22 protein-coding genes are annotated in these 23689 nt (G+C 74.3%); 10 read left to right on the top strand and 12 right to left on the bottom strand.

The annotated features are described in order from the left end of the window. Nucleotides 1-341 precede the first annotated feature (341 nt). Both LPC08_RS14320 and LPC08_RS14315 read right to left on the bottom strand, forming a co-directional pair. Complete coding sequence (locus tag LPC08_RS14320; RefSeq protein WP_230448921.1) at nucleotides 342-1067, bottom strand: TVP38/TMEM64 family protein; 726 nt, start codon at nucleotides 1065-1067, stop codon at nucleotides 342-344. Beyond that, complete coding sequence (locus tag LPC08_RS14315) at nucleotides 1064-1792, bottom strand: glycosyltransferase family 2 protein (protein ID WP_370643238.1); 729 nt, start codon at nucleotides 1790-1792, stop codon at nucleotides 1064-1066. Before LPC08_RS14315 ends, LPC08_RS14320 begins: the two co-directional genes overlap by 4 nt. A 150-nt stretch (nucleotides 1793-1942) precedes the next feature. On the opposite strand from LPC08_RS14315, the gene LPC08_RS14310 reads away from it, so the two are divergent. The 4 genes from LPC08_RS14310 (at nucleotide 1943) to LPC08_RS14295 (ending at nucleotide 8287) form a co-directional block, all read left to right on the top strand. Beyond that, nucleotides 1943-3043: a COX15/CtaA family protein gene (locus LPC08_RS14310; protein ID WP_230448920.1), complete on the top strand. Its 1101-nt coding sequence runs from the start codon at nucleotides 1943-1945 to the stop codon at nucleotides 3041-3043. Next, nucleotides 3040-5358, top strand: a complete 2319-nt coding sequence (locus LPC08_RS14305) for a sensor histidine kinase (protein ID WP_230448919.1) — start codon at nucleotides 3040-3042, stop codon at nucleotides 5356-5358. Before LPC08_RS14310 ends, LPC08_RS14305 begins: the two co-directional genes overlap by 4 nt. Beyond that, a complete protein-coding gene (gene tldD / locus LPC08_RS14300; protein ID WP_230448918.1) occupies nucleotides 5355-6794 on the top strand; it encodes a metalloprotease TldD in 1440 nt (479 codons plus the stop codon). The genes LPC08_RS14305 and tldD overlap by 4 nt, the downstream gene beginning before the upstream one ends. Before the next feature lie 497 nt (nucleotides 6795-7291). Further along, nucleotides 7292-8287, top strand: a complete 996-nt coding sequence (locus tag LPC08_RS14295; RefSeq protein ID WP_230448917.1) for a LacI family DNA-binding transcriptional regulator — start codon at nucleotides 7292-7294, stop codon at nucleotides 8285-8287. 10 nt (nucleotides 8288-8297) lie between these two features. Here LPC08_RS14295 and LPC08_RS14290 read toward each other — a convergent pair whose 3' ends face one another. Continuing rightward, complete coding sequence (locus tag LPC08_RS14290; RefSeq protein ID WP_230448916.1) at nucleotides 8298-9071, bottom strand: SDR family NAD(P)-dependent oxidoreductase; 774 nt, start codon at nucleotides 9069-9071, stop codon at nucleotides 8298-8300. A gap of 146 nt (nucleotides 9072-9217) precedes the next feature. Between LPC08_RS14290 and LPC08_RS14285 the strand changes: the two genes are divergently transcribed. Both LPC08_RS14285 and LPC08_RS14280 read left to right on the top strand, forming a co-directional pair. Then, complete coding sequence (locus LPC08_RS14285) at nucleotides 9218-10111, top strand: 2-dehydro-3-deoxygalactonokinase (RefSeq protein WP_230448915.1); 894 nt, start codon at nucleotides 9218-9220, stop codon at nucleotides 10109-10111. Continuing rightward, nucleotides 10108-10728, top strand: a complete 621-nt coding sequence (locus LPC08_RS14280; RefSeq protein WP_230448914.1) for a 2-dehydro-3-deoxy-6-phosphogalactonate aldolase — start codon at nucleotides 10108-10110, stop codon at nucleotides 10726-10728. The genes LPC08_RS14285 and LPC08_RS14280 overlap by 4 nt, the downstream gene beginning before the upstream one ends. A 452-nt stretch (nucleotides 10729-11180) precedes the next feature. Here the strand turns inward: LPC08_RS14280 and LPC08_RS14275 are convergent, their stop codons facing one another. From LPC08_RS14275 to LPC08_RS14235, 9 genes are all read right to left on the bottom strand, one after another. Beyond that, complete coding sequence (locus LPC08_RS14275) at nucleotides 11181-11894, bottom strand: ABC transporter ATP-binding protein (RefSeq protein WP_230448913.1); 714 nt, start codon at nucleotides 11892-11894, stop codon at nucleotides 11181-11183. Then, complete coding sequence (locus LPC08_RS14270) at nucleotides 11887-12687, bottom strand: ABC transporter ATP-binding protein (protein ID WP_230448912.1); 801 nt, start codon at nucleotides 12685-12687, stop codon at nucleotides 11887-11889. The genes LPC08_RS14275 and LPC08_RS14270 overlap by 8 nt, the downstream gene beginning before the upstream one ends. Continuing rightward, a complete protein-coding gene (locus LPC08_RS14265) occupies nucleotides 12684-13703 on the bottom strand; it encodes a branched-chain amino acid ABC transporter permease (RefSeq protein WP_230448911.1) in 1020 nt (339 codons plus the stop codon). Before LPC08_RS14265 ends, LPC08_RS14270 begins: the two co-directional genes overlap by 4 nt. Next, nucleotides 13700-14560 carry a branched-chain amino acid ABC transporter permease gene (locus LPC08_RS14260; protein ID WP_230448910.1) on the bottom strand — a complete coding sequence of 287 codons (861 nt, stop codon included), beginning with the start codon at nucleotides 14558-14560 and terminating at the stop codon, nucleotides 13700-13702. The genes LPC08_RS14265 and LPC08_RS14260 overlap by 4 nt, the downstream gene beginning before the upstream one ends. Nucleotides 14561-14585: 25 nt before the next feature. Further along, nucleotides 14586-15761 carry an ABC transporter substrate-binding protein gene (locus LPC08_RS14255; protein WP_230448909.1) on the bottom strand — a complete coding sequence of 392 codons (1176 nt, stop codon included), beginning with the start codon at nucleotides 15759-15761 and terminating at the stop codon, nucleotides 14586-14588. A 52-nt stretch (nucleotides 15762-15813) separates the two neighbouring features. Beyond that, entirely contained in the window at nucleotides 15814-16536 is a 723-nt protein-coding gene (locus LPC08_RS14250; RefSeq protein ID WP_230448908.1) for an alpha/beta fold hydrolase, read from the bottom strand. A 250-nt stretch (nucleotides 16537-16786) separates the two neighbouring features. Continuing rightward, nucleotides 16787-17782 carry a Bug family tripartite tricarboxylate transporter substrate binding protein gene (locus LPC08_RS14245; RefSeq protein WP_230448907.1) on the bottom strand — a complete coding sequence of 332 codons (996 nt, stop codon included), beginning with the start codon at nucleotides 17780-17782 and terminating at the stop codon, nucleotides 16787-16789. A gap of 11 nt (nucleotides 17783-17793) precedes the next feature. Further along, entirely contained in the window at nucleotides 17794-18681 is an 888-nt protein-coding gene (locus LPC08_RS14240) for a beta-keto acid cleavage family enzyme (protein ID WP_230448906.1), read from the bottom strand. 61 nt (nucleotides 18682-18742) lie between these two features. Further along, nucleotides 18743-19735 (bottom strand): tripartite tricarboxylate transporter substrate-binding protein, encoded by a 993-nt coding sequence (locus LPC08_RS14235; protein WP_230448905.1) that lies wholly within the window; start codon nucleotides 19733-19735, stop codon nucleotides 18743-18745. A gap of 96 nt (nucleotides 19736-19831) precedes the next feature. Between LPC08_RS14235 and LPC08_RS14230 the strand changes: the two genes are divergently transcribed. From LPC08_RS14230 to LPC08_RS14215, 4 genes are all read left to right on the top strand, one after another. Then, nucleotides 19832-20335: a MarR family winged helix-turn-helix transcriptional regulator gene (locus tag LPC08_RS14230; RefSeq protein WP_230448904.1), complete on the top strand. Its 504-nt coding sequence runs from the start codon at nucleotides 19832-19834 to the stop codon at nucleotides 20333-20335. 122 nt (nucleotides 20336-20457) lie between these two features. Then, nucleotides 20458-20892, top strand: coding sequence for an acyl-CoA thioesterase (locus tag LPC08_RS14225; RefSeq protein ID WP_230448903.1), 435 nt, complete (start codon nucleotides 20458-20460; stop codon nucleotides 20890-20892). A gap of 92 nt (nucleotides 20893-20984) precedes the next feature. Continuing rightward, the gene (locus tag LPC08_RS14220; RefSeq protein ID WP_230448902.1) at nucleotides 20985-21953 is read left to right on the top strand and encodes a 3-hydroxyacyl-CoA dehydrogenase NAD-binding domain-containing protein; all 969 of its coding nucleotides are present in this window, start codon (nucleotides 20985-20987) and stop codon (nucleotides 21951-21953) included. A 91-nt stretch (nucleotides 21954-22044) separates the two neighbouring features. After that, entirely contained in the window at nucleotides 22045-23631 is a 1587-nt protein-coding gene (locus tag LPC08_RS14215; protein ID WP_230448901.1) for a class I adenylate-forming enzyme family protein, read from the top strand. The last annotated feature ends 58 nt before the right edge of the window (nucleotides 23632-23689 follow it).

Here is a 23689-nt window from a genome sequence, read left to right as displayed (position 1 = left end):
GGCCCTGGACCCATTTGGCGCTGCCGCGGGACAGCCTGATACGGGGTCACAGCGCCGAGGAGCCATGCTCCTCGGCGGGTACGGCCGCCGCCCTCGCTGACGCCTTCTGAAGCTTTTTCAGAGTCCCGCCTGTCCGCGCTCCGTCAGGGTTCAGCCCGCAGGCTGACGGCAGCCGCGAAGAGCCAACTCCCAGCGGGGACCGGGGCCCGCTTGTGGCCCCGGCAGGGGAGGGTCTGGGACGGGGATCGACGCACGGCGTCGATGCCGCAGGCCGGCGTCCCCTCCCGGTGCCGACGCCGGAACACCACAGCACGACAGGTCAGGTCATCCCGCCGTCCGGATCAGCCTTCTTCGCCCTCGATCGCCCGACCGGCGCGATGGCGGCGCAGCAGCCACCAGCCCAGCATGGCGGAGACGGCGAAGAGTGCTGCGCCGAGGGCGATCTGGGCGCGGCGGTCCACTGCCACCCCTTCGCCCAGCAGGGCGAAGACGGCGGTCTGCGGCACGTAGCCGAGGACCGAGCCGAGCAGGAAGGGCAGGGCGGCGATGCCCGACAGCCCGGCCAGCAGGTTGATCGCCAGGTTGTTGCCCACCGGCAGCAGGCGCAGGGCGAGGGTGGCGCCGAAGGGGCTGCCGGTCAGCGCGTCGTGCAGCGGCTTCAGGCGGCGGCCGAAGCGGCCGGCGAGGCGGCGTGCCGCCCATTCCCGTCCGACCAGCCGTGCCCAGCCGAAGGCCAGGGCGCAGCCCAGCGCCTGCGCGATCAGCGACAGCACGCCGCCGGTCAGGGCGCCGAAGGCGGTGCCGCCCAGGAAGGCGACCGCCTGGCGCGGCACGCCCACCGCCGCGGTGGCGGCGCCGACGGCCACGAACAGCGCCTGCCCGGCGAGGCCATGGCCGCGCACCTCCGATTCCAGCCGGTGCACGCCCTCCGCGCTGCCGAACTCGCGCAGCAGCCAGCCGGCGGCGGCGAGGCCCAGTGCCATCAGCACCAGCCGGCCGAGGGCGCGGGCGACGTCGCGGCGGCGGCGGGACGCGGCCGAGTCGACGGAGGCGGGGGAGGGCGTCACTCCTCCGCCGGCTCCTCGATGCGGGGGCGCTTCCAGCGGCGCTGCAGCCACATCACCCCGAGCAGGTCCACCAGCCCCACCGCCAGGCGGTCCAGCGTGCCGTAGTTGGAGACGCCGCGGGTGCGGGGGCGGTGGTTCACCGGCTCGCTCACCACCCGCCCGCCCTGCCGCAGCACGAGGGCCGGCAGGAAGCGGTGCATGTGGTCGAAGGGCGGCAGCTCCAGGAACAGCGCGCGGGAGAAGACCTTCAGGCCGCAGCCGGTATCGGGGGTGGCGTCGCCCAGCAGGCGGGCGCGGACGCCGTTGGCGACGCGGCTGCTGACGCGCTTGACGGCGGTGTCCTTGCGCGTGGTGCGCCAGCCGGCGACCAGGGTGCGGTCCCCCTCGGCCTGGGCCCGCTGCCACAGCCGGGGGATGTCGGCGGGGTCGTTCTGGCCGTCGCCGTCCAGCGTGGCGATCCAGGGCGCGCGGGCGGCGCGCACGCCGGTCACCACCCCGGCGGACTGGCCACAGGACACGGCATGGCGCAGCCCGCGCACCGCGAAGCCCGCCGCGGCGGCGGCGCGGAGCCGGGCGGAGGTGTCGTCGGTGGAGCCGTCGTCGACGCAGACGATCTCGTGCGGCACGTCCGCCAGCGCGGCGGCGATCTCGGCGACCAGCGGCGCGACGTTCGGGCCCTCGTTGCGCATGGGCACCACGACCGAGATGGCCGGCCGGGCCGCCACGGCTTCCGTCGCGCCCGGGCCGGGCGCCCCGGCGGGGCGCCGTTCGGTGCCCCGGGCGGGGAGGGGTTGGTCTGGGGCGGCCGGCGACATGAGGGGCGCGGCGTAGCAGGGGGTCGGCGGACGGTCCAGGGACGGGCTATAGGAACAGCCATGCCCTTCGATGCCCAGGCGCAACCGCCGGATGCGGCCGCCGCCCCCGATCGCAATCGCCGTGCCGTGGCCCTCTGGCTGCTGGCCGTCGCTGGGATGGTCTGGATCATGGTCGCCCTCGGCGGCGCCACCCGGCTGACCGGCTCCGGCCTCTCCATCATGGAATGGGCCCCCTTCCGGGGCACCCTGCCGCCGCTGAGCGAGGCGGAGTGGCAGCGCCTCTACGACCTCTACCGGACCATCCCGCAATACGCGCTGGTCAATGCCGGCTTCGGGCTGGACGGGTTCAAGGGCATCTTCTGGCTGGAGTGGACCCACCGCCTCTGGGGCCGGCTGATCGGGCTGGTCTTCGCCGGCGGCCTCGCCTGGTTCTGGTGGCGCGGGCGGATTCCCGCCGGGCTGAAGCCGCGGCTGCTGCTGCTGCTGGCCCTGGGGGGGCTGCAGGGGGCGGTGGGCTGGTTCATGGTTGCCTCGGGCTTCGAGGCGGACCGCACCGCCGTCTCGCCCTGGCGGCTGGTGATCCACCTCGGCCTCGCCCTGGTGCTCTATGCCGTGCTGCTCTGGACCGCGCTGGGCCTGCTGCACCCGCGGCGGGAGGCGCCGGCGGGCGCGCGGCCGCTGCGCCGGGCGGCGCATGCCACCGCCGGGCTCGCCGCCCTCACCATGCTGGCCGGTGGCTTCGTGGCCGGAATCAAGGCAGGCTTCGACTTCAATACCTTCCCGCTGATGGAGGGGCAGATCGTGCCGCCCGGCTACGCGATGCTCTCGCCCTGGTGGCGCAACCTGTTCGAGAACATCGCGGCGGTGCAGTTCCACCACCGCGTCCTGGCGACGCTGACCCTCGCCGCAGCGGCCTGGACGCTCTGGTCGGTCCGGCGCCTGCCTTCGGGCGGGGCGGGACGGGCCCGCCGCTGGGCCGCCGCGCTGGGTGCCGCCGTGGCCGCGCAGTACGCGCTGGGGGTGGCGGCGCTGCTTCTGGTGGTGCCCGTCTGGCTGGGCACGCTGCACCAGGCGGTGGCGGTGGCGGTGCTGACCGCGGCGCTGGGCCTGCTGCACGCACTGCCACGGGCGGCGGGGCCCGGAGCCAGGCTTCCGCCGTGACCCCACCGGTTCCGCTCCGCAGCGCCCGGCCCCCCGCGCTCTCCGGGGACGCGGCCCTGGAGGCGCTGGCCGCCCTGCCGACCGGGATCGCCGTCTTCGACCACCTGGGGGTCCTGCGCTTCGTCAACCGCGGGCTGCTCGACATCCTGCGGATCGAGGCGGGGGCCCTGCCCCCCGGGCTGCGTTCCGCCGACGTCTCCCGCGTCCTCGCCTATCGCGGGCTCTACGGCCCCGGCGATCCGGAGGAGCAGGCGCGGATGGTCACCGACCTGGACCGGTCGCGCCCGACCGCCCGCCTGACCCGCACCACCGACGACCGCTGGCTGCACATCTCCTCCGCTCCGCTGGCCTCGGGGGAGGGGCGCATCAGCGTCGTGGCCGAGGTCACGGCGCTCCGCCAGGGCGAGTTGCAGGCGCGCGCGCGGCTGCAGGACCTGCACCGGCTGCTGGACCGGCTGAGCACCGGCATCGCCCTGTTCGGCCCGGACGATGCCCTGCAGCTCGGCAACACGGCCTTCGGGACACTGATCGGCGCCCCGCCCGGCTCGCTGCGGGAGGGGATGACGCTCCGCGCGATCATGCAGGAGCTGGTCGCGTGCGGGGAGATGCCCGGCCTGTCGGACCCCGCCGTCCAGGATCGGCTGGGGCGCGACCGCCAGCGGCCGCAATCGGTGAGCTACGAGCGCCCGACCGGCCAGATCTACCGCAGCCGCTCGCACCCCGTCGGCGACGGCTCCTGGCTGGCCGAGATCGACGACATCACCGCGCTGCGCCGCGCGGAGGACGAGGCGCGGCGCCGGGCCTCCCTGCTGGACGGCGTGCTGGCCGCCCTGCCGCACGGGGTCTGCGTCTACGGCCCCGACCACCGGGTGACGATGGTCAATGCCGCCTACCAGGCGATGTATGCCGACAGCCCCGCCATCCTGGGCGAGCATGCGCGCGACCTGATGATGCGGCGCGCGGCGGGGGGGGAGTTCGGCGACGAGGATGCGGAGGAGGTGATCGAATGCCTCCTCGGCGACCGCCCGCCGCGCGACGGGGCGGAGCACATGCGGCTGCGGCCGAACGGCCTGGCCCTCGGCCTGCAGGCCGGCCCCTTGCCGGATGGCGGGCGGGTCGTGGTGGCCACCGACATGACCGCGCGCCACGCGGCGGAGCAGGAGGTGCGCCGCCAGGCCGAGATCCGGCAGGTGATGCTGGAGACCACGCGCCACGGGGTCGCCCTGTTCGACGCTGGGGCGCGGCTGGTGGCGGCCAACACCCTGGCGGCGCGGATGACCGGCCTCTCGCCCGAGGAGATGCGCCCCGGCATGCACCTGCTGGACCTGCACGAGGTCCAGGTCCGCAAGGGCGAGTTCGGCCCGCCGGAGACGGGCCAGGGCGAACGCATCCGCCAGCTCGGCCACCCCATCGGCCAGGCGGGCCGCTACGTGCGCGAGCGGCCGGACGGGACCATCCTGGAGATCACCACCGCCATCACCCAGGATGGCGGCTTCGTGCGGACCTATACGGACATCACCGAGGAGCGGCGGGTCCAGGCGGAGCTGGAGCGGGCGCGCGAGGCGGCCGAGGCGGGCAGCCGCGCCAAGTCGCGCTTCCTGGCGGGGATGAGCCACGAGCTGCGCACGCCGCTGAACGCCGTCATCGGCTTCGCCGAGGTGCTGCTGCACGAGAAGCGCGGCAGGGTCGATCGGGAGCAGGAGCGTGACTTCGCCCGCACCATCCTCGATTCCGGACGGCACCTGCTCGGGCTGATCGACGACATCCTGGACGTGGCGCGGGCGGAGAGCGGCGGACTCGCCGTGCAGCGCCGGGCCGTCGCCCTGCTGCCGGTGCTGGAAGGCGCGGCGCGGATGCTGCAGGGCATGGCGGAGGAAGCGGAGGTGACGATCGCCTGGTCGCGGCCCGCCGCACCGGAGGATGCGCCGCCGGAGCGGCCCGTCACCGTCCAGGCGGACGAGCTGCGGCTGCGGCAGGTCGTGCTGAACCTGCTGGCCAATGCCGTGAAGTTCACCCCCGCCGGCGGGCGGGTCGAGCTGTCGGCCAGGCCGCTGCCGGACGGGGGGCTGGAGGTGCGCGTCGCCGATACCGGGATCGGCATGGCGCCCGAGGACATCCCCCGCGCCTTCGAGCCCTTCACGCAGTTGGACCAGGACCATAACCGCCGCTATGGCGGTTCGGGCCTCGGGCTCCATCTATCCCGTGTGCTGGCCGAGGCGATGGGGCTGTCGCTGGGACTGGACAGCGCGCCGGGGCGCGGCACCACCGCCCGCCTGGCCTTCCCTCCCGAGCTGCTGGACACCGCCTCCCCATGAGCCTTTCCGACACCCCGTTGGCCACGACAGAGCGGCTGTTCTTCCGCGACCTGGACCCCGACGCGGCCCGCCGTATCGCCGCCGACGCCCTGGCCGGGGCGGAGGATGGCGAGCTGTTCCTGGAATACCGGGAGAGCGAGGCGGTCAGCCTGGACGACGGCCGCATCCGCTCCGCCTCCTTCGACGCCACGCGCGGCTTCGGCCTGCGCGCCGTGCGCGGGGAGGCCGCGGCCTATGCCCATGCCGGGGAGATCGGGCCGGCCGCCCTGAAGCGCGCGGCCGAGGCGGTGCGCGGCCTGCCGGGCGATCCGGTCGCCGTGCTGGCCGAGCCGCCAACCGCCACCAACGCGCGGCTCTACGACCCCGGCAATCCGTTGCAGGCGATGGACTTCGCGGCCAAGGCCGCGCTGCTTTCGGCCATCGACGCCCATGCCCGCGCCCGCGACCCGCGGGTGAAGCAGGTGATGGCGACGCTGACCGGCGAATGGCAGGCGGTGCGCATCATCCGCCCCGACGGGCGCGAGGTGGCGGATCTGCGCCCGCTGGTGCGGCTGAACGTCGCGGTGGTGGTGGAGCAGGACGGGCGCCGCGAGACGGGCAGCCACGGCATGGGCGGGCGCTTCGCCTATGACCGGATCGTCGGCGAGGCGAGCTGGAAGGCGGCGGTGGAGGAGGCGCTGCGCCAGGCGCTGGTGAACCTCGACAGCCGCCCGGCGCCCGCCGGCGAGATGGAGGTGGTGCTGGGCCCGGGCTGGCCCGGCATCCTGCTGCACGAGGCGATCGGCCATGGGCTGGAGGGCGACTTCAACCGCAAGGGCACGTCCGCCTTCGCCGGGCTGCTGGGGCAGCGCATCGCCGCGCCCAGCGTGACGGTGGTGGATGACGGCACCATCCCGGACCGGCGGGGCAGCATCACCGTGGACGACGAGGGCACGCCCTCGGGCCGGACGGTGATGATCGAGGACGGCATCCTGACCGGCTTCATCCAGGACCGGCAGAACGCGCGCCTGATGGGCGTGCGCCCCACCGGCAACGGGCGGCGCGAGAGCCACGCGCACATCCCCATGCCGCGCATGACCAACACGGTGATGCTGGCCGGACAGCATGCACCGGAGGAGATCATCCGTTCCGTGAAGCGCGGCCTCTACGCCGTGAACTTCGGCGGCGGCCAGGTGGACATCACCTCGGGCAAGTTCGTCTTCTCCGCCTCCGAGGCCTACCTGATCGAGGATGGCAGGGTTACCGCCCCGGTGAAGGGCGCCACCCTGATCGGCAGCGGCGCCGATGCGCTGACGAAGGTGTCGATGGTCGGCAACGACCTGGGCATGGACCCGGGCATCGGCACCTGCGGCAAGGAAGGCCAAGGCGTGCCGGTCGGGGTGGGACAGCCGACCCTCAAGCTCTCCGGCCTGACGGTGGGCGGCACGGCCGTCTGATCCCGACGGCGGGATGACCCGTCATTCTGCGGGTTCCGGCGGCGGACCGGGAGGGGACGCCGTCCCCTCCCAAGCCCTCCCCTGCCGGGGCCACAAGCGGGCCCCGGACCCCGCTGGGAGTCTGGTGCTTCCGGTGGGCGTCAGCCTCCGGGCTCAACCCTGACGGCGCGCGGACAAGCGGGACTCCAGAATAGCTTTGAAGGCGTCCGCGAGTGCGGAGGCCGGTCCCGCCGAGGAGCGTGGCTTCTCGGCGCCTCGACCCCGTCACCACCACCGCGCGGCAGCGCTGATCGGGTCCAGGGCCCGCAGGGTCCTGGCGGAGTGGGGGTACGGGGGCGAGGCAGAGCCTTGCCCCCGGGCCACGGGCGCACCGCCGTCCGTATGATCCGGCCCAGGGTCACGCCGCTCTGCGCGGGGTGATTTCGCGCGGGGCAGAACTGCACTACCCTGGCGGCATGTCGGAGGAACTGCCGGCCGCGGGACGGCCACGGCCCACCATGGCCGATGTCGCGCGGGGCGCGGGCGTCTCCAAGATGACCGTCTCCCGCGCGTTGACCGGCAAGGGCGTCTCGGCCGAGACGCGGACCCGCATCCTCGCGGTGGTGGAGCGGCTGGGCTATGTGCCCGATGCCAGCGCCGGCACGCTGTCCAGCGGGCGCTCGGCCTTCGTGTCCGCCCTGGTGCCCACCATCAACAACTCGAACTTCGCCGAGACGGCGCGGGGCCTGACCGATGCGCTGGCCCCCGCCGGGCTGCAGCTGCTGCTGGGCTACACGGAGTACCGCCCAGACCGGGAGGAGGAGCTGGTGCGCGCCATGCTGCGCCACCGCCCGGAGGCGCTGGTGATGACCGGCGGCGACCACACCCCGGCGACCGGCGCCATGCTGGCCCGGGCCGGGCTGCCGGTGGTGGAGACCTGGGACGAGCCGGCGGAGCCGATCGACCAGGTGATCGGCGTCTCCAATGCCGGGGCCGCCGTGGCGATGGTGCGGCACCTGGTGGAGCGCGGCTACCGCCGGATCGGCTACCTGGGCGGCGAGCTGGGCCTGGACCGGCGCGGGGTGGAACGCGAGCGCGGCTACATGGAGGCGCTGGCGGCGCTGGGCCTGGGCGCGCCGCGGGTGATCCGGCACGGCATCCCGCCGCTGGCCATGGAGTACGGGGCCGAGGCGGTGCGCCGTTTGGTCGCGCAATGGCCCGATACCGACGCCGTCTTCTGCGTCAGCGACCTGCACGCCTTCGGCGTGCTGATGGAGTGCCACCGCCAGGGCTGGGCCGTGCCCGGCCGCCTCGCCGTCGCGGGCTTCGGGGATTTCGACGTCTCGCGCTGGTCCTGGCCGCGCATCACCACCGTCTCCGTCGATGCCTACGGGCTGGGCCGGCAGGCGGGCGAGGCCCTGCTGGCGGCACGGGAGGCACGCCGCCTGGGCCGCCGCCACGCGCCGGTGCGCGTCACCGCCGAGCTGGCCGTGCTGGCGCGGGAGAGCACCTGACCGGCGCCGCTCAGGCGCCGCCCCAGTTCATGGTCAGCCCGCCATCCATCACGATGGTCTGCCCCGTCAGGTAGTCCGCATCCGGGCTGACGAGGAACAGGGCGAGCTTCGCGATCTCCTCCGGCCGGCCGGCGCGGTGCCAGGGGATCTCCTGGAAGGAGGCCTCGCGCTTCGCGGGGTCGTCGATGCGCTCCTGGGTCATCGGCGTCTCGATCATGCCGGGGGCGATGCCGACGACGTTGATCCGCCTCGGCGCCAGCTCCACCGACAGGCTGCGGGTCAGCGAGCCCAGCCCCGCCTTGGACATGCCGTAGGGCGCGCTGCCATCGGTCGGCAGGTGCTGCGCGACGGAGGAGATGTTGACGATCTGGCCGCTCTTCCCCGCCGCCAGATGGTGGCGCAGGAAGGCGCGGCAGCACCAGAGCGGGCCGAACAGGTTGGTGCGGATCACCACCTCCGCCTGCTCGTCCGCCAACTCCGCCACCGGCGTCTTCGCGCCCATGCCCTTGCCGGCGTTGTTCACCAGGATGTCGGGCACGCCCAGCGCCGCCACGACGGCGGCGAAGGCGGCATCGACCGCAGCCGAATCCTGCACGTCGAGCCGCGCGACGAAGGCGCGCCGCCCGGCCGCCTCCACGCCCCGCGCCGTCTCCCGCGCGCCCGCCTCGTCGGAATGGCAGGTGATGCCGATATCCGCGCCCGCTCCGGCGAAGGCGAGCGCGATGGCGCGCCCGATGCCGGAATCGGCGCCGGTGACGACCGCCACCTTGTCCTGAAGAACCATGCCCTGCGGCCCCCTGCGATGACGCCGTTCCAGCGCTTCCTTCCGCCGGGCGTTGCCACGCGGGGACGCGCGCACCGCAACGTGCGCCCCCTTGCGCCCGTGCCGCGCCCGCCGCATCGAGGCAGCGGCAACACGGGAAGCAACGCATGATCGGCGTCGATTGGGGCACCAGCAGCTTCCGGGCCTGGCGGCTGGGGGCGGAGGGCGAGGTGCTGGACCGCGTCGCGGCCCCCCAGGGCATCCTGAACGTCGCGGCCGGCGCCTTCCCGGAGGTGCTGCGCGGGCTGATCGGCCCCTGGCTGGAGCAGGGCGAGACGCTGGTGCTGGTCTGCGGCATGGCCGGCAGCCGCCAGGGCTGGGTGGAGGCACCCTACCTGCCGTGCCCTGCCGATGCGCGGGCGCTGGCGGGGGCGCTGACGCCGCTGCCCTTCGAGGGCGCGCGGGCCTGGATGGTGCCGGGCCTCTCGGCCGAGGACGAATCGGGCGTGCCGGAGGTGATGCGCGGCGAGGAGACCAAGATCCTCGGCCTGCTGCGCCGCCTGCCGCCCGGGCGGTCGCTGGTGCTCAGCCCCGGCAGCCACAGCAAATGGGCGGTGCTGGAGGATGGCCGCGTGCTGGGCTTCGCCACCCAGTTCACCGGCGAGGGCTTCGCCGCCCTCTCCACCCACACCATCCTGGCGCGCGGGCTGGATCGGGCAGCGCCGCCGGACTGGGACGCCTTCGACACCGGCCTCGCCCGGGCGCGGCAGCCGGGCGGGCTGCTGCACCACCTGTTCGGGGTGCGGACGCTGGGGCTGTTCGACCGGCTGCCCCCGGCGGCGGCGGCCTCCTACCTCTCCGGCCTGCTGATGGGGCACGAGGTGGCGGCGACCCTGCCCGAGGGGACGAAGCAGGTCTTCGTGGTGGGGGATGGCGGGCTCATGGCGCGCTATGCCCGGGCGCTCGCCGCCGCCGGGGCGGACGCGGTGCAGGTGGGCGAGGAGGCCGCCGCGGAGGGCCTGTTCCAGATCGCCCGGCAGATGGAAGGACAGAGGGCATGACCCTTCAGGACTGGCTCGCGCGCGGAAAGCTGGTCGCCATCCTGCGCGGCCTGACGCCGGACGAGGCGATCCCGGTCGGCGAGGCGCTGGTGGCCAGCGGCATCCCCGTGCTGGAGGTGCCGCTGAACTCGCCCGAACCCTTTGAGAGCATCTCCCGCCTCGCCCGGCATTTCGGCGACCGGGCGCTGGTCGGCGCCGGCACGGTGCTGGACCCGGACGACGTGGCGAAGCTGGCTGCCGCCGGTGGACGCCTCGTGGTGACGCCGCATGCCGACCCCGCCGTGGTGCGCGCCGCCAAGGCCGCCGGGATGCTGGCCGTGCCGGGCTTCTTCACGCCCGCCGAGGCCTTCTCCCTGCTCGCCGCCGGGGCGGACGGGCTGAAGCTCTTCCCCGCCGAAGGGGCGAGCCCCGCCATGCTGAAGGCCCTGCGCGCCGTGCTGCCCAAAGGCACCGCCGTCCTGCCGGTGGGCGGGATCGGCGCCGGGAACATGGCGGACTGGCTCGCCGCCGGGGCCGCAGGCTTCGGCATCGGCGGCTCCCTCTACAAGCCGGGCGACGCGGCAGACACCGTCGCCTCCCGCGCCCGCGCCCTGGTCGAGGCCGTCGCGCGCGGGTAGGGCCTGCTCAAGGGGGCATGCCGCGCGGGCAGAGGCCCCCTCCCGGGGGGGAGGCGCTGCCCCGTGCCCAGTGACCAGGCGGTGGACCGGGAGGGGACGCCGTCCCCTCCCAGACCCTCCCCTGCCGGGGCCACAAGCGGGCCCCGGACCCCGCTGGGAGTCTGGTGCTGTGCGGCTGTCGTCAGCCTGCGGGCTGAACCCTGACGGAACACGGACAGGCGGGACGCCGACAAAGGTTCAGAGCGCGTCAGCGAGCGCGGAGGCCGTACCCGCCGAGGAGCATGGCTCCTCGGCGCTGTGACCCCGTCGCAGTCATCTGCGCGGCAGCGCTGATCGGGTCCAGGGCCCGCAGGGTCCTGGCGGAGTGGGGGTACGGGGGCGAGGCAGCGCCTTGCCCCCGGGCCACGGGCGCATTCCGCACCGGCACGGATCAAGGCATCACGGCAACCGTATTACGCCGCGACGCGGGAGACACCCAGGTATTGCTCCAGCACAGCCGGATCGGCGCGCAGGGCGGCGCTGGGCGCGGCGTGGACGATGCGGCCGCGTTCCAGGATCACCGCCTGGTCCGTCACGCCCAGGATCTTCTGCGCGTGCTGCTCCACCACCAGGGCGGAGAGCCCTTCCTCGCGCATGATGCGGCGCAGGGCGGCGAGCAGCTCGTCCACGATGATCGGGGCCAGCCCTTCCGTGGGCTCGTCCAGCAGCAGCAGGCGCGGGTTCAGCACCAGGGCGCGGGCGACGGCCAGCATCTGCTGCTCGCCGCCGGAGAGCTGGTCGCCCATGTTGCGCCGCCGCTCCTCCAGCCGGGGAAACAGGGCGTAGACCTTGGCGACGTCCCAGGGGCCGGGGCGGGCCACGGCGGTCAGGTTCTCCTCCACGGTGAGGGAGCGGAAGATGTTGCGCTCCTGCGGCACCCAGCCGATGCCGGAGAGGGCGCGGCGCTCGGGCGAGAGGCGGGTGATGTCCACGCCGCCCAGGCGGATGGTGCCGCCGAAGCGCCGGGTGACGCCGATCAGGCTGTTGAGCAGCGTCGTCTTGCCCATGCCGTTGCGACCGAGGATGGCCATGGACTGCCCCTCCTCCAGCCGCAGCGACAGCCCGTGCAGCACGGCGGCCTGGCCGTAGCCGGCGGCCAGCCCCTCGACGGCCAGAAGCTCAGCCATGGCCGCCCTCTCCCAGGTAGACCGCGCGCACGCGGGGATCGGCCGCGACCTCGGCCGCCGTGCCCTCCGTCAGCACGCCGCCCTGCACCAGCACGGAGATGCGGTGGGCGAAGCGGAAGACCAGGTCCATGTCGTGCTCGATCAGCAGCACGGTGACGTCCTCCGGCAGCTCCGCGACGCGGTGCAGGATCTCCTCCCGCTCCGCCTCGGGCACGCCGGCCGCGGGCTCGTCCAGCAGCAGCACGCGCGGGCGGCAGGCGATGGCGAGCGCGATCTCCAGCAGACGCTGCTGGCCATAGGGCAGGTTCGCCACCCGCTCGCCCAGCACGGCACCGAGGCGGAAGCGCTCCAGCACCGCCACCGTCTCCTCCACCACCGCGGGGCGGCTGCCCACCGGGCGCCACCAGGCGCGGCCGCCGACGAGGCGCTGCGAGACGGCGAGGCCCACCGTCTCCAGCACGGTCATGGCGGGGAAGAGCTGGTTGATCTGGAAGGTCCGCACCAGCCCGCGCCCCACCCGCTGGTCGGAGCGCAGGGCGGTGACGTCCTCCCCCTCCAGCAGGATGCGGCCGGAGGAGGGGCGCAGCACGCCGGTCAGCAGGTTGATCAGCGTCGTCTTGCCGGCGCCGTTGGGGCCGATCAGCGCGTGGCGCTCGCCGCGCGGCAGGGCGAGGTTGACCTCGCGCGTGGCGTGCAGCCCGCCGAAGTGCCGGTTCAGCCCGATGGTCCGCAGCACGGGGGCGGCGCTGTCCGCCGGCGCGGAGGGGCTGACGGCTTGCCGCGTGGCGCTCATTCCGCCGCCTCCGCCACCGGGGCCGGGCGCGCCCGGCGGCGCAGCAGCCGCGCCGGCCAGGCGTTCAGCCGCTCGCGCCCGACGAGGACCAGCACCACCAGCACCAGCCCGATCCAGAACTGCCAGTACTGCGGCGTGATGCCGGACAGCACGTCCTGCATCAGCTTGAAGATCACCGCGCCGATCAGCCCGCCGTAGAGCCAGCCCACCCCGCCGATCACCAGCACCAGCAGGATGTCGGCGGAGCGGTGGAAGGCCAGCACGTCCAGCGAGACGAACTGCGTCGACTGCGCCAGCACCGCCCCCGCGAGGCCGGCGATGCCCGCACCCAGCGTATAGGCGGCCATCAGCCGCGCGTTCACCGGGATGCCGATGGCGCCCGCGCGCAGCGGGTTGCCGCGCACCGCGCGCAGCGACCAGCCGAATGGGGAGTGCACGACGCGCCGCACCACCAGGAAGGAGAGGAACAGCACGACGAGGCTGTAGACCGAGGCCACCTGCCCGCCGAGGTCGAACTCGAACAGCCCCAGGATCGGCGCGACCTCCATGCCCTGCAGCCCGTCGGCGCCGCCGGTCAGCCAGTTCAGCCGGTTCGCCACCTCGTAGAGCAGGGAGGCGACGCCCAGCGTCACCATCAGCCGCGTCAGGTCGGAGCCGCGCAGCACCAGCGGGCTGGTGACGCCGCCCAGCAGCGTCGCCGCCCCGCCGGCCAGCAGCAGCCCCAGCAGCGGGTCGGTCAGCCCCCGCGCCGCGGCGATGCCGGCGACATAGGCGCCCAGCCCGAAGAAGGCGGCATGGCCGAGGGAGAGGATGCCGGCATAGCCCAGCACCAGATCCAGCGAGAGCGCGAAGAGCGCCGTCACCGCGATCTCCGCGATCAGCAGGTAGCGGTCGGGGAAGGCGAACCAGGCGGCCACGACCAGGGCCCAGAAGACGAACTCCAGCGGGCGCCAGCGCGACAGGCTCGCGAGCTGCGCCGCGCCGCGGGCGGGGGGAGGCGGGGAGGCGCCGCTCATCGCGTCGCCACCCGGCCGAAGAGGCCCTGCGGCCGCCAGATCAGCACCGCGATCATGACGCTGTAGATCACGAAGGCCCCGAGGTCCGGGACGTAGTACTTGCCCGCCACGTCGGCGATGCCGAGCAGCAGGGAGGCGAGGAAGGCGCCGGAGATGGAGGAGGTGCCGCCCACCGTCACGACGATCAGGAAGTAGATCATGAACTTCAGCGGGAAGCTGGGGTCGAGCCCCAGGATCTCCGCCCCCAGCGCGCCGCCCAGCCCGGCGAGGCCGGAGCCCACCGCGAAGGTCACGGCGAAGATGGCGTGGACGGGGATGCCCAGGCCCCGCGCCACGCGCGGGTCGTCCACCGCCGCGCGCAGCCGGCTGCCGAAGCGCGTCCGGGTCAGCGCCAGCTGCAGCGCCAGGGCGATGACGCCGCAGGTGACGATGATGAGCAGGCGGTAGGCGCCGATGCTGACGCCCAGCACCTCGAAGCGCGCGCGCAGGAAGGCGGGGATCTCTACGAACTGCTGCGAGGAGCCGGCCATGTAGTCCACCAGCGCCACGGACATGAAGACCAGCCCGATGGAGAACAGCACCTGGTCGAAGTGGCTGCGCGCGTAGACGTGGACGTAGAGCGTGCGCTCCAGCACCGCCCCCAGCGCGGCGGAGAAGAGGAAGGCGAGGGGCAGCGCCGCGAGGAACGGCACCCCCCAGCGATTGACCAGCACCACCGCGGCATAGCCCCCCGCCATGGCGAAGGCGCCATGGGCGAGGTTGACCAGGTTCATCAGCCCCAGCGTCACCGCCAGCCCGCAGGCCAGGATGAACAGCACCATGCCATAGGCGATGCCGTCGAACAGGACGGTCAGCATGCCCTTCCTCCGCCGCGCACCGGGCTCAGCCGGCCTTGGCCGGGTCGCGCACCGCGGGGAAGGTGGCGAACTCGATGTTCCACAACTCGCCGTCGCGGCGCTCGACGCGGCGCATGTAGATGTTCTGGATGATGTCGCGGGTCTTCGGGTCGATGGAGATGGGGCCGCGCGGGCTGGTCCAGGCCATGCCCTTCATCGCCTCCACCAGCGCGGCGCCGTCGGCGCTGGCGCCGGCCTTCTCCACCCCCTTGTAGACCAGCGCCATGCCGTCATAGCCGCCGACCGCCATGAAGTTCGGGCGCATGCCGTTGTTGGCCGCCTTGAACTCCGAGACGAAGCGCCGGTTCTCGTCGCTGTCATGCGCGGCCGAGTAGTGCTGCGAGGTGATCACCCCCAGCGCCGGGTCGCCCATGCCGTTGAGGATGTCGTCGTCCACGACGTCGCCCAGGCCGATCAGCTTGATCCCCGCCGCCCTCAGCCCGCGCTCGGCGAACTGCTTCATGAAGGCCGCGCCGGGGCCGGAGGGGACGAAGACGAAGACCGCATCCGGCGCGGCGTCGCGGGCGCGCTGCAGGAAGGGGGCGAAGTCCGGGTTGGCCAGCGGCACGCGCAGCGATTCCGGCACCTGGCCGCCCGCTTCCTCGAAGGAGGCCTTGAACCACTTCTCCGCATCCAGCCCGGGGCCGTAGTCGGTGACCACCGTCACCACCCGGCGCATCCCGTCCTGCGCCGCCCACTTGCCGAGCGGCGAGGAGACCTGCGGCACGGTCTGCGAGGTGCGCACGACGAAGGGGGATGCCTCCGTGATGCTGGAGGTCGCGGCGGCCATGACGACCTGCGGCACCTTGCCGCGCGTGGCGATCGGCGCCGCGGCCAGGGCGAGAGGCGTCAGCCCGAAGCCCGCCAGCACGGCGACCTTCTCGTTCACCACCAGTTCCTGGGCCAGGCGGCGCGTGGTGTCGGCGACGTTGGCGTCGTCCTTCAGCAGCACCTCCACGGCCCGGCCGGCGACGCTGCTGCCGTTCTGCTGCAGGTACAGCTTCACCGCCGCCTCGATCTGCCGCCCCGTCGAGGCGAAGGGGCCGGTCATCGGCAGGATCAGCCCCACCTTCAGCGGCGCCGTCGCCGCTAGGGCCGGCCGGAACGGTCCGGCCAGCGCCGCCGCACCCGCGCCCGCCGCCAGCAAAGTCCTTCTGCGCATCCTGTCCTCCCTCACTGCATCGCCCGGCTTCGCGCCGGGCCCTTGATCGCCATCATGCCGCGAAACCGGGCCGCAGCCAGCCGTGCAGCAGGTCCGTCACCGCCTCCGGCGCCTCGACCGTGCACATGTGCCCGCTCTCCTCGATGACGGAGAGGCGGGCGCCCGGGATGGCCGCGGCCATCGCCTCGTGCTGCTCCAGCGGGCTCCAGCCGTCCTGGCGGCCGCAGGCGACCAGGGTGGGGCAGGCGATGCGCGGCAGCACGGCGGCGGCGTCGGGGCGGTTCAGCAGGGCACGCACCTGCCCCGCGAAGATCGCCGGCGTGGCGCGGCAGACCATGGCGGTCAGCGGCCCCATCAGCGCCGGGTCCTGCGCCCGCGCCGGATGCACCATCGGCGGCAGCCAGCGCGCGGCGAGCGCCGCCATGCCCTCGCGATGGGCGAGGTCGACCAGCTCCTGGCGCTTCTCCGCCTCGCCCGGCCGGCGCGGATGCACGCCCGTGTCCAGCAGGGCCAGCCGCTCCACCCGTTCCGGGGCACGGTCCAGGAGGGCCAGCGCCACGCGCGCGCCCATGGAGTGCCCGGCCAGGGCGAAGCGGCCCGGCGCCGAGGCCAGCACGCGTTCCGCCATGGCCTCGATGGAATCCAGCCCCCAGAGATCGGGAATCAGCACCGCGCGCCCGGCCGACAGCGCGGCGCGCTGCGGCTCCCAGACGGAGGCGTCGCACAGCAGGCCCGGGATCAGGACGACGGCGGCGCCCTCAGGCGAAGCGGACATCCGGTGCCTCCCGGCCGGCCATCCGCGCCGAGCGGGCGGGCAAGACGTCGGGCTGCCGCTTCAGCATCTCGGGACATCCTCCTGGACCGGCGCACCGGCCACCTGTTCCCCGGCTCCGGTCGGGCCGGGGTTTGCGGGCAGCATAGACCCGCGACGGTCCGGCCCGCCTATCGCTTCTTCGTTCCGCGCTATCAGCATCGGGCATAGCCGGGTGCGGCGCGGCCGCGTCGCGGCCGGTCACCGCGCGGCATCAGTCATCCGGCTGGAAGCCGGACGCCTGCACCACCGGCCCCCACTCGTCGCGCTCCTGGCGGATGCGGCGGGCCAGGGTCGCGGGGTCCAGCACCGTGGCCTGGAACTCCAGCCGCTCCAGCCCGGCGCGCACGTCCGGCCGGTGCGCCGCGGCGTCGATCGCGCGGTGCAGCCCGGCCACCACCGCCTCGGGCGTGCCGGCGGGCAGGAAGGCGCCGACCCAGTCCTCCGAGGTGAGCGAGGGGTAGCCCGCCTCGGCGAAGGTCGGGACGTCCGGCAGGCGGGCGATGCGCCGCGGTGCCGACAGGGCCAGGATGCGCAGCCCCTGCCCGTGCTGCGGCACCAGGTCGCTCAGCACGGCCAGCATGAAGGGCAGGCGCCCGGCCAGCAGGTCCTGCAGCGCGGGCGCCGCGCCGCGGTAGGGGACGTGGGAGAGCGGGACGCCCACCGCCTGTCCCAGCCGCCCGCCGATGAACTGCGGCCCGGAGCCGGCGGCGGGGGAGCCGTAGTTCACCGGCGGCGGCTGTGCCCGCAGCCAGGCGACGAGGCCGGCGAGGTCGCGGGCCGGATGGTCCGCCGGGACCGCCAGGCCGGTGGCGAACAGCGCCATCGTGGCGACCGGGATCAGGTCCACCAGCCCGTCGTAGCGCACCTGCCTCGGGTAGACGTGGGGCTGGAGGGTGACGACGCTGCCCGGCGTCACCAGGAAGCTGGTGCCGTCCGCGGGCGCGGCCTTCACCGCCTCCACCGCCAGCCGGCCGCCGGCGCCGGGGCGGTTCTCCACCACCACGGCCGGGGCGAAGGCGCCGCGGATCGCCTCCGCGTAGAGCCGGGCCACGGTGTCGGTCGGCCCGCCCGGGGCATAGCCGACGATGGCGCGGGCATTGCGCGCCACCGCCGGCTGCGCCCGCAGGCCGCGCCAGGGGGCCCAGGGGACGGAAAGCAGCGCGCCGCCGCTCCCCGCCGCCAGCAGGCTGCGCCGCGTCGTGCCCATGGCGCCGCGCCTCATCGGGCGACCGGCGGCAGGCCGAGCATCTCGCGCGCCTCGCCCGGGGAGGCGATCTCCAGGTTCAGCTCCGTCGCGATGCGGACGGTGCGCTCCACCAGCATCTCGTTGGTCGCGAGCACGCCCTTGGCGTAGTAGTTGTTGTCCTCCAGCCCGACGCGGACGTGCCCGCCCAGCAGCAGCGCCTGGGTGGTGCCCGGCAGCTGGGCCGGGCCGATGGCGGAGAGGCACCAGACGGATTGCGGCGGCAGCAGCCGGATCATCGCCGTCAGCAGGTCGTGGCTGTAGGGCATGCCGCCCTGGAAGTTGCGGTCCGTGCCCAGCACCATGTTGATGTAGTAGGGCGGCTTGTCGTAGCCCTTCTGGATCAGCCGGGTGACGTCCTGGATGATGTGGGCGGGGTTGAACACCTCCCATTCCGGCTTGATGCCACGCTCCTGGAAGCGCTTCGCCATGGTCTCGCAACGGCCCGGGGTGGTGATGACCAGGATCTCGCGCTCGCCGAACACGTCCACGGCGGTGAAGCCGTCGAAGGTCGCCATCTCCGCCCCGGCGTCGAGGCCCTTCAGCCGCTCCTCGAAGTTGTTCTCGAACATGCCGTCCGGTCGCGGCAGCAGCATGTCGCCGGAGGAGCCGCCGCCGGTGGAGTTGTTGATGACGATGTCGCAGCGCTCGCGGATCAGCCCGTTGATGCGGCGGTAGATCGCGTCGTTGCAGGTCGCCTGGTCGTCGGGCCGGCGCGCGTGCAGCGCCGCGATGGCCGCCCCGGCCTTGTGGGCGCGGTGCACCGATTCCGCGATCTCCTCCGGCTGGGTCGGCAGGTTCGGGTTGGCGGCCTTGGAGGCCATGCCGCCCGTCGGCGCCACGGTGATGATGGTCTTGGTCATGGCGTGTCCTCTCCTTGTGTGGCGGGGCCTGGTGTGGCGGGGCCGCGTGCGGCGGGCTCCGTCACTCCTCGCCCTTGAAGCCGGATTCCCGGACGATCGGCCCCCAGCGATCGCGCTCCTGGCGCAGGCGCTCGGCGAAGGCGGCGGGAGTGGTGGTCAGGGCGCGGTATTCCAGCTTGTCCAGCGCCTCCTTGAAGTCCGGCCGCGCCGCCGCGGCGGCCACCGCCTGGTGCAGCCCCTCCACGAGCGGGGCGGGGGTGCGCGCCGGCACCAGCAGGCCGAACCACTCGTCGGCGGTCAGCGTGGGCTGCCCCAGCTCGGCGAAGGTGGGCAGGTCGGGCAGGCGCGGCAGGCGCTCGGGCGCGGTGATGCCCAGGATGCGGAGCTGGCCGGCGCGGTACAGCTCCGTCACCTCGCCCAGCACGCACATCACCGCCGGGATCTGCCCGGCCAGCAGGTCCTGCAGCGCCGGCGCGGTGCCGCGATAGGGCACGTGGTTCAGCGTGATCCCCAGCCCCTGGGCCAGCTGCACGCCGAGGAAGTGCGGCGCCGACCCGGCGGCCGGCGAGGCGAAGGGGGCGCTGCCGCCCTGGGCCTTCACCCAGTCGGCGAAGCCCTTCAGGTCGCGCGCCGGGTGGTCCGCCCGCACCGCGAAGCCGAAGCTGAAGGCGCAGACCGGGGTGACCGGCACGAAGTCCGCCAGCGCGTCGTAGCGCACGGTGCGCGGGTAGATGTGCGGGTAGAGGGTGAGGATGCTCTCCGGCGTCTGCAGGATGGTGGTGCCGTCCGGCGCCGCGGCCTTCACCGTCTCCACCGCCAGCCGGCCGCCGGCGCCCGAGCGGTTCTCCACGATCACCTGCGGCGCGTAGGCGTTGCGCAGCCGCTCGGCCAGCAGCCGCGCGACGGTGTCGGAGGAGCCGCCCGGCGGGAAGCCGATGATCAGGCGCGACACCTTGTCCAGCGCCGGCGCGGCCAGGGCCGTGGCCAGCGGCGTCATGGCCGCGGCCAGGGCGGCGGTCAGCCCCGCCCGGCGCGACAGCAGCGGATTCGTCATGGTCGTTCTCCCTTATGTCGTTCCGTGCGCGGTGCCGCGCGGGCCCCGGCCGGCGGCCGGTTTTCCCGGCCTGCCGCCGCATGGTAGCCTGACGCCATGGCCATATCGCCCCCGAGGCGCCGCGCGTCGCCGGTGCTGCTCCGGCCGGTCCCGGCAGCGCCGGAGGACGCGGCCGGCGCCGTCGTCTCCCCGCTGGCCGAGAGCCCTGCCTTCCTGGTCCGCCTGTCGCAGCTGCGGGCCTTCGACGAGTTCGCGCGCAACTTCGCCGGGCTGAGCGTCACCCCCGCCGGCTATGGCGTCTTCGCCCTGATCGTGGCCAATCCGGGCATCCGGCCGGGCGTCCTGGCGGAGGAGCTGCGGGTGAAGCCCTCCAACGTCGCGACGCTGGTGAACGCGCTGGTGGCGGCGGGGCTGGTGCGGCGCCAGGCCGATGCGGCGGAGCTGCGCGCCAACCAGCTCTACGCGACCGAGGCGGGCATCGCCGCCTATGGCGAGATGGAGCGCGCGCATGACGAGGTGGATGCGCGCTTCACCGAGCGGCTGACCGCCGCCGAGCGCCGGGCCTTCGTCGCCCTGCTGCGCAAGCTGCTGCATCGCTGACGGCCCTTTCCGGACTTGCCTCACTCCCGCCGCGTATTATTATGGACCTTAAATAAACAAGGCAAGCGCCGCGTGGCCTGGACCGGAACGAACAGCGTGGCGGCGGAACGGGGAGGGGAGCGATGCTGACCCACAGGCGGGAGCTGACCATCGAGTGGGGCGACTGCGACCCCGCCGGGATCGTCTTCTACCCGCGCTACTTCGCGATGTTCGACGCCTCCACCGCAGCCCTGTTCGAGCGGGCGCTGGGGCTGCGCAAGATCGAGATGCTGCGCCGCCACGACATCGTCGGCATCCCCATGGTGGATACGCGGGCGAAGTTCAGCATCCCCTGCGCCTTCGGCGACCGCGTCGTCATCGAGAGCCGCGTGACCGCGTTCCGGCGCTCCTCCTTCGACGTCCACCACCGGCTGCTGCGCGACGACGGCGCGCTGGGGGTCGAGGGCTTCGAGACCCGGGTGTGGGTGGGGCGGCACCCGGAGACCCCCGGCGCCATCAAGTCCCGGCCCATCCCGGCCGAGGTGATCGCGCGCTTCGGGATGGGGACGGGCGGCTAGCAGGCCGGCCCGGGCGCCCGGCGGCCGGGCGCAGGCTGCCGCCGCGGCGGACGGCGCGACCGGGACATCGGAACCAGGCGGGAGGAGGCAGCATGGACGAGACCGCAGACCGGGCCGCGCCGGCCATGCCGCGCCGCGTCGCGGTGATCGGCACCGGGGTGATCGGCGCGAGCTGGGCGGCGCTGTTCCTCGCGCGCGGGCTGGAGGTGGATGCCTGGGACCCCGCGCCCGGGGCGGCCGAGGCGCTGCGCGCGGCGGTGGCGGCGCACTGGCCCGTGCTGGAGGCGATCGGCCTCGCCCCCGGTGCCTCGCCCGACCGGCTGCGGCTGTGGCCCAGCCCGGAGGAGGCGGTGGCGGCGGCCGGCTTCGTGCAGGAGAACGGCCCGGAGCGGCTGGAGCTGAAGCGCGACCTGTTCCGCCGCCTGGACGCGGCGGCGCCGGCGGCGACGGTCCTCGCCTCCTCCTCCTCCACGCTGATGGCCAGCACCTTCCAGGACGCCTGTGCCCGCCATCCGGAGCGCGTGGTGCTCGGCCATCCCTTCAACCCGCCGCACCTGATCCCGCTGGTCGAGGTCGCGGGCGGCCGCCTGACCGCGGAGGCGGCGGTGACGGGTGCGATGGCCTTCTATGCCGGGCTGGGCAAGCGCCCCATCCGCCTGCGCAAGGAGGTGCTAGGCCATGTCGCCAACCGGCTGCAGGCGGCATTGTGGCAGGAGGCCTTCCACCTGGTCCGCGAGGGTGTCGCCTCCGTGGCGGACGTGGATGCCGCCATCGCGCACGGGCCGGGGCTGCGCTGGGCGCTGCTGGGCCCGTTCCTGAACCTGCACCTCTCCGGCGGGGCGGGCGGAATCGCGCATCTGCTCGACCATCTCGGCCCGCCGACCGAGGCGATGTGGCGCGACCTGGGCCAGGTGGAGATCACGCCGGGGCTGCGCGGGGCGGTGGTGCGGGGCGTGGACGACGAGCTGGCCACGGTCGGGCCGGAGGCCATGCTGCGGCAGCGCGACGACATCCTGGCCCGGCTGCTGGCGCTGAAGGCGCGGGCACCCGACCTGCCCTGAGCCACGGCGTCCGGCCGCGGCAGGCCGGTCCGGGAAGGACGCCCGGGGAATGCATGAGCGCCGGCGGAACGGCGCGAGCGGAGGAAGTGCCATGGAGCCGGATCAGCCGCTGCCCGACCTGTCCCTGCCCGATCTGCCGTTGCACGGCGCGGGGGAGGCCAAGCCGCCCGTCCCCACCCTGACGGCGATGCTGGACCTGGCGGCCCGCGATGCGGGAGAGCGGGTCGCCGTGCGGCACCGCGACGAGGCGCTGACCTATGCGGAGCTGGGGCGCGCCGCCACGGCGCTGGCCCGGCGCCTGGCCGCGGAGGGGCTGGCGGGCGAGGTCACGGCGCTGCTGCTGCCCAACTCCATCGCCTTCGTCATCGCCTATTTCGCGGCGCTGCGGGCGCGCACCGCGCCCGCCCTGGCGAACCCGCTCTATCCCGCCGCGCAGCTGGAGCCGCTGTTGCGCGAGGTCGGGGCGGTGGCGGCGATCTGCACGCCCGACACCCGCGAGATGGCGCGGTCCCTGGCGCCCCGCGCCGGGCTGCGGCGCGTGCTCTGCTTCGGAGAGGACATCACCCTGGAGGGGCTGCTGGCGGAGCCGGGGGAGGACGGGGCGCTGCCGGCGCCCCGCCCGGACGACGTGGCCGCGCTGCTCTTCACCGGCGGCACCACCGGACTGCCCAAGGCGGTGGAGTACGACCATGGCCAGCTCCTCACCGCCCTGCGCTGCACCGACTACAACTGGCCGACGCGGCTGGGCGGCGACATCTGGCTGCCCATCGCCCCCTTCACCCATGTCTACGGCTTCCTCCAGGGGCTGCTCGGCCCGGTGCGGGCCCAGGCGGAGATGGTGATCCCCGAGCGCTTCAAGCCGGAGCACGTGGTGGATCTGCTGGCGCGGCACCGCGTCACCGTCTTCGGCGGCGGGCCGCCCGCGATCTATGCCGGGCTGCTGGCGGCGCCCAACCTGGCCGGGGCGGACCTGTCCGCCCTGCGCGTCTGCCCCGGCGGCGGCGCGCCCTTCCCGATGGAGCTGATCGAACGCTGGCGCCGCGTCACCGGCCTGGAGATCCACGAGGGCTACGGCATGACGGAGATGCCCGCGATCAGCGGCATCACCGCGTTGAGCGGGCTGCGCCCCGGTTCGGTGGGGCGGCCGATCCCGTGCAACACCGTGCAGGTCGTGGATGCCGAGACCGGGCGCACCGTGCTGCCGCCCGGCGAGCGGGGGGAGGTGCGCTTCCGCGGCCCGCACATGATGCGCGGCTACCGCAACCGGCCGGAGGAGACGTCGACGGTGCTGCGCAACGGCTTCATCCACACCGGCGACATCGGCTACCTGGACGGGGACGGCTTCCTCCACATCACGGACCGCAAGAAGGACGTGATCCTGGTGAAGGGCTTCAACGTCTATCCGCGCGAGGTGGAGGAGGCGATCAGCCTGCACCCCAGGGTCGCCGCCGTCGGCGTGGTGGGCGTGCCGGACGAGCGCAGCGGCGAGCGCGTGGTGGCCTATGTCGTGCCGGTGGCGGGCGAGGCGCTGGACGAGGCGGAGGTCGCCGCGCATTGCGCCGCACGGCTGATCGCGTATCGCTGCCCCGCCGACATCCACATCGTCGACCGCCTGCCCCTGACCGGGGCGCAGAAGCTCGACCGCAAGGCGCTGCGCGCGCTGGCGCAGGGGGAGTAGGGCAGGGCCTGCGCCCCGTCCCCACGGCCGTCGGCGGGAGGGGCCGCCGGGGGATGCG

The organism is Roseomonas sp. OT10, assembly GCF_020991085.1.
Classification (GTDB): Bacteria; Pseudomonadota; Alphaproteobacteria; order Acetobacterales; family Acetobacteraceae; genus Roseomonas; species Roseomonas cutis.
Note: the sequence above shows the minus strand (reverse complement) of the source record. Positions and strands in the feature narration are given on the sequence as shown.

Coding starts and splice junctions, on each gene's coding strand:
- LPC08_RS14245 (WP_230448907.1), bottom strand. CDS start 17,782: ATGGGCACGACGCGGCGCAGCCTGCTGGCGGCGGGGAGCGGCGGCGCG.
- tldD (WP_230448918.1), top strand. CDS start 5,355: ATGAGCCTTTCCGACACCCCGTTGGCCACGACAGAGCGGCTGTTCTTC.
- LPC08_RS14265 (WP_230448911.1), bottom strand. CDS start 13,703: ATGAGCGGCGCCTCCCCGCCTCCCCCCGCCCGCGGCGCGGCGCAGCTC.
- LPC08_RS14250 (WP_230448908.1), bottom strand. CDS start 16,536: ATGTCCGCTTCGCCTGAGGGCGCCGCCGTCGTCCTGATCCCGGGCCTG.
- LPC08_RS14215 (WP_230448901.1), top strand. CDS start 22,045: ATGGAGCCGGATCAGCCGCTGCCCGACCTGTCCCTGCCCGATCTGCCG.
- LPC08_RS14280 (WP_230448914.1), top strand. CDS start 10,108: ATGACCCTTCAGGACTGGCTCGCGCGCGGAAAGCTGGTCGCCATCCTG.
- LPC08_RS14275 (WP_230448913.1), bottom strand. CDS start 11,894: ATGGCTGAGCTTCTGGCCGTCGAGGGGCTGGCCGCCGGCTACGGCCAG.
- LPC08_RS14270 (WP_230448912.1), bottom strand. CDS start 12,687: ATGAGCGCCACGCGGCAAGCCGTCAGCCCCTCCGCGCCGGCGGACAGC.
- LPC08_RS14290 (WP_230448916.1), bottom strand. CDS start 9,071: ATGGTTCTTCAGGACAAGGTGGCGGTCGTCACCGGCGCCGATTCCGGC.
- LPC08_RS14310 (WP_230448920.1), top strand. CDS start 1,943: ATGCCCTTCGATGCCCAGGCGCAACCGCCGGATGCGGCCGCCGCCCCC.
- LPC08_RS14235 (WP_230448905.1), bottom strand. CDS start 19,735: ATGACGAATCCGCTGCTGTCGCGCCGGGCGGGGCTGACCGCCGCCCTG.
- LPC08_RS14255 (WP_230448909.1), bottom strand. CDS start 15,761: ATGCGCAGAAGGACTTTGCTGGCGGCGGGCGCGGGTGCGGCGGCGCTG.
- LPC08_RS14230 (WP_230448904.1), top strand. CDS start 19,832: ATGGCCATATCGCCCCCGAGGCGCCGCGCGTCGCCGGTGCTGCTCCGG.
- LPC08_RS14220 (WP_230448902.1), top strand. CDS start 20,985: ATGGACGAGACCGCAGACCGGGCCGCGCCGGCCATGCCGCGCCGCGTC.
- LPC08_RS14225 (WP_230448903.1), top strand. CDS start 20,458: ATGCTGACCCACAGGCGGGAGCTGACCATCGAGTGGGGCGACTGCGAC.
- LPC08_RS14295 (WP_230448917.1), top strand. CDS start 7,292: ATGGCCGATGTCGCGCGGGGCGCGGGCGTCTCCAAGATGACCGTCTCC.
- LPC08_RS14240 (WP_230448906.1), bottom strand. CDS start 18,681: ATGACCAAGACCATCATCACCGTGGCGCCGACGGGCGGCATGGCCTCC.
- LPC08_RS14285 (WP_230448915.1), top strand. CDS start 9,218: ATGATCGGCGTCGATTGGGGCACCAGCAGCTTCCGGGCCTGGCGGCTG.
- LPC08_RS14260 (WP_230448910.1), bottom strand. CDS start 14,560: ATGCTGACCGTCCTGTTCGACGGCATCGCCTATGGCATGGTGCTGTTC.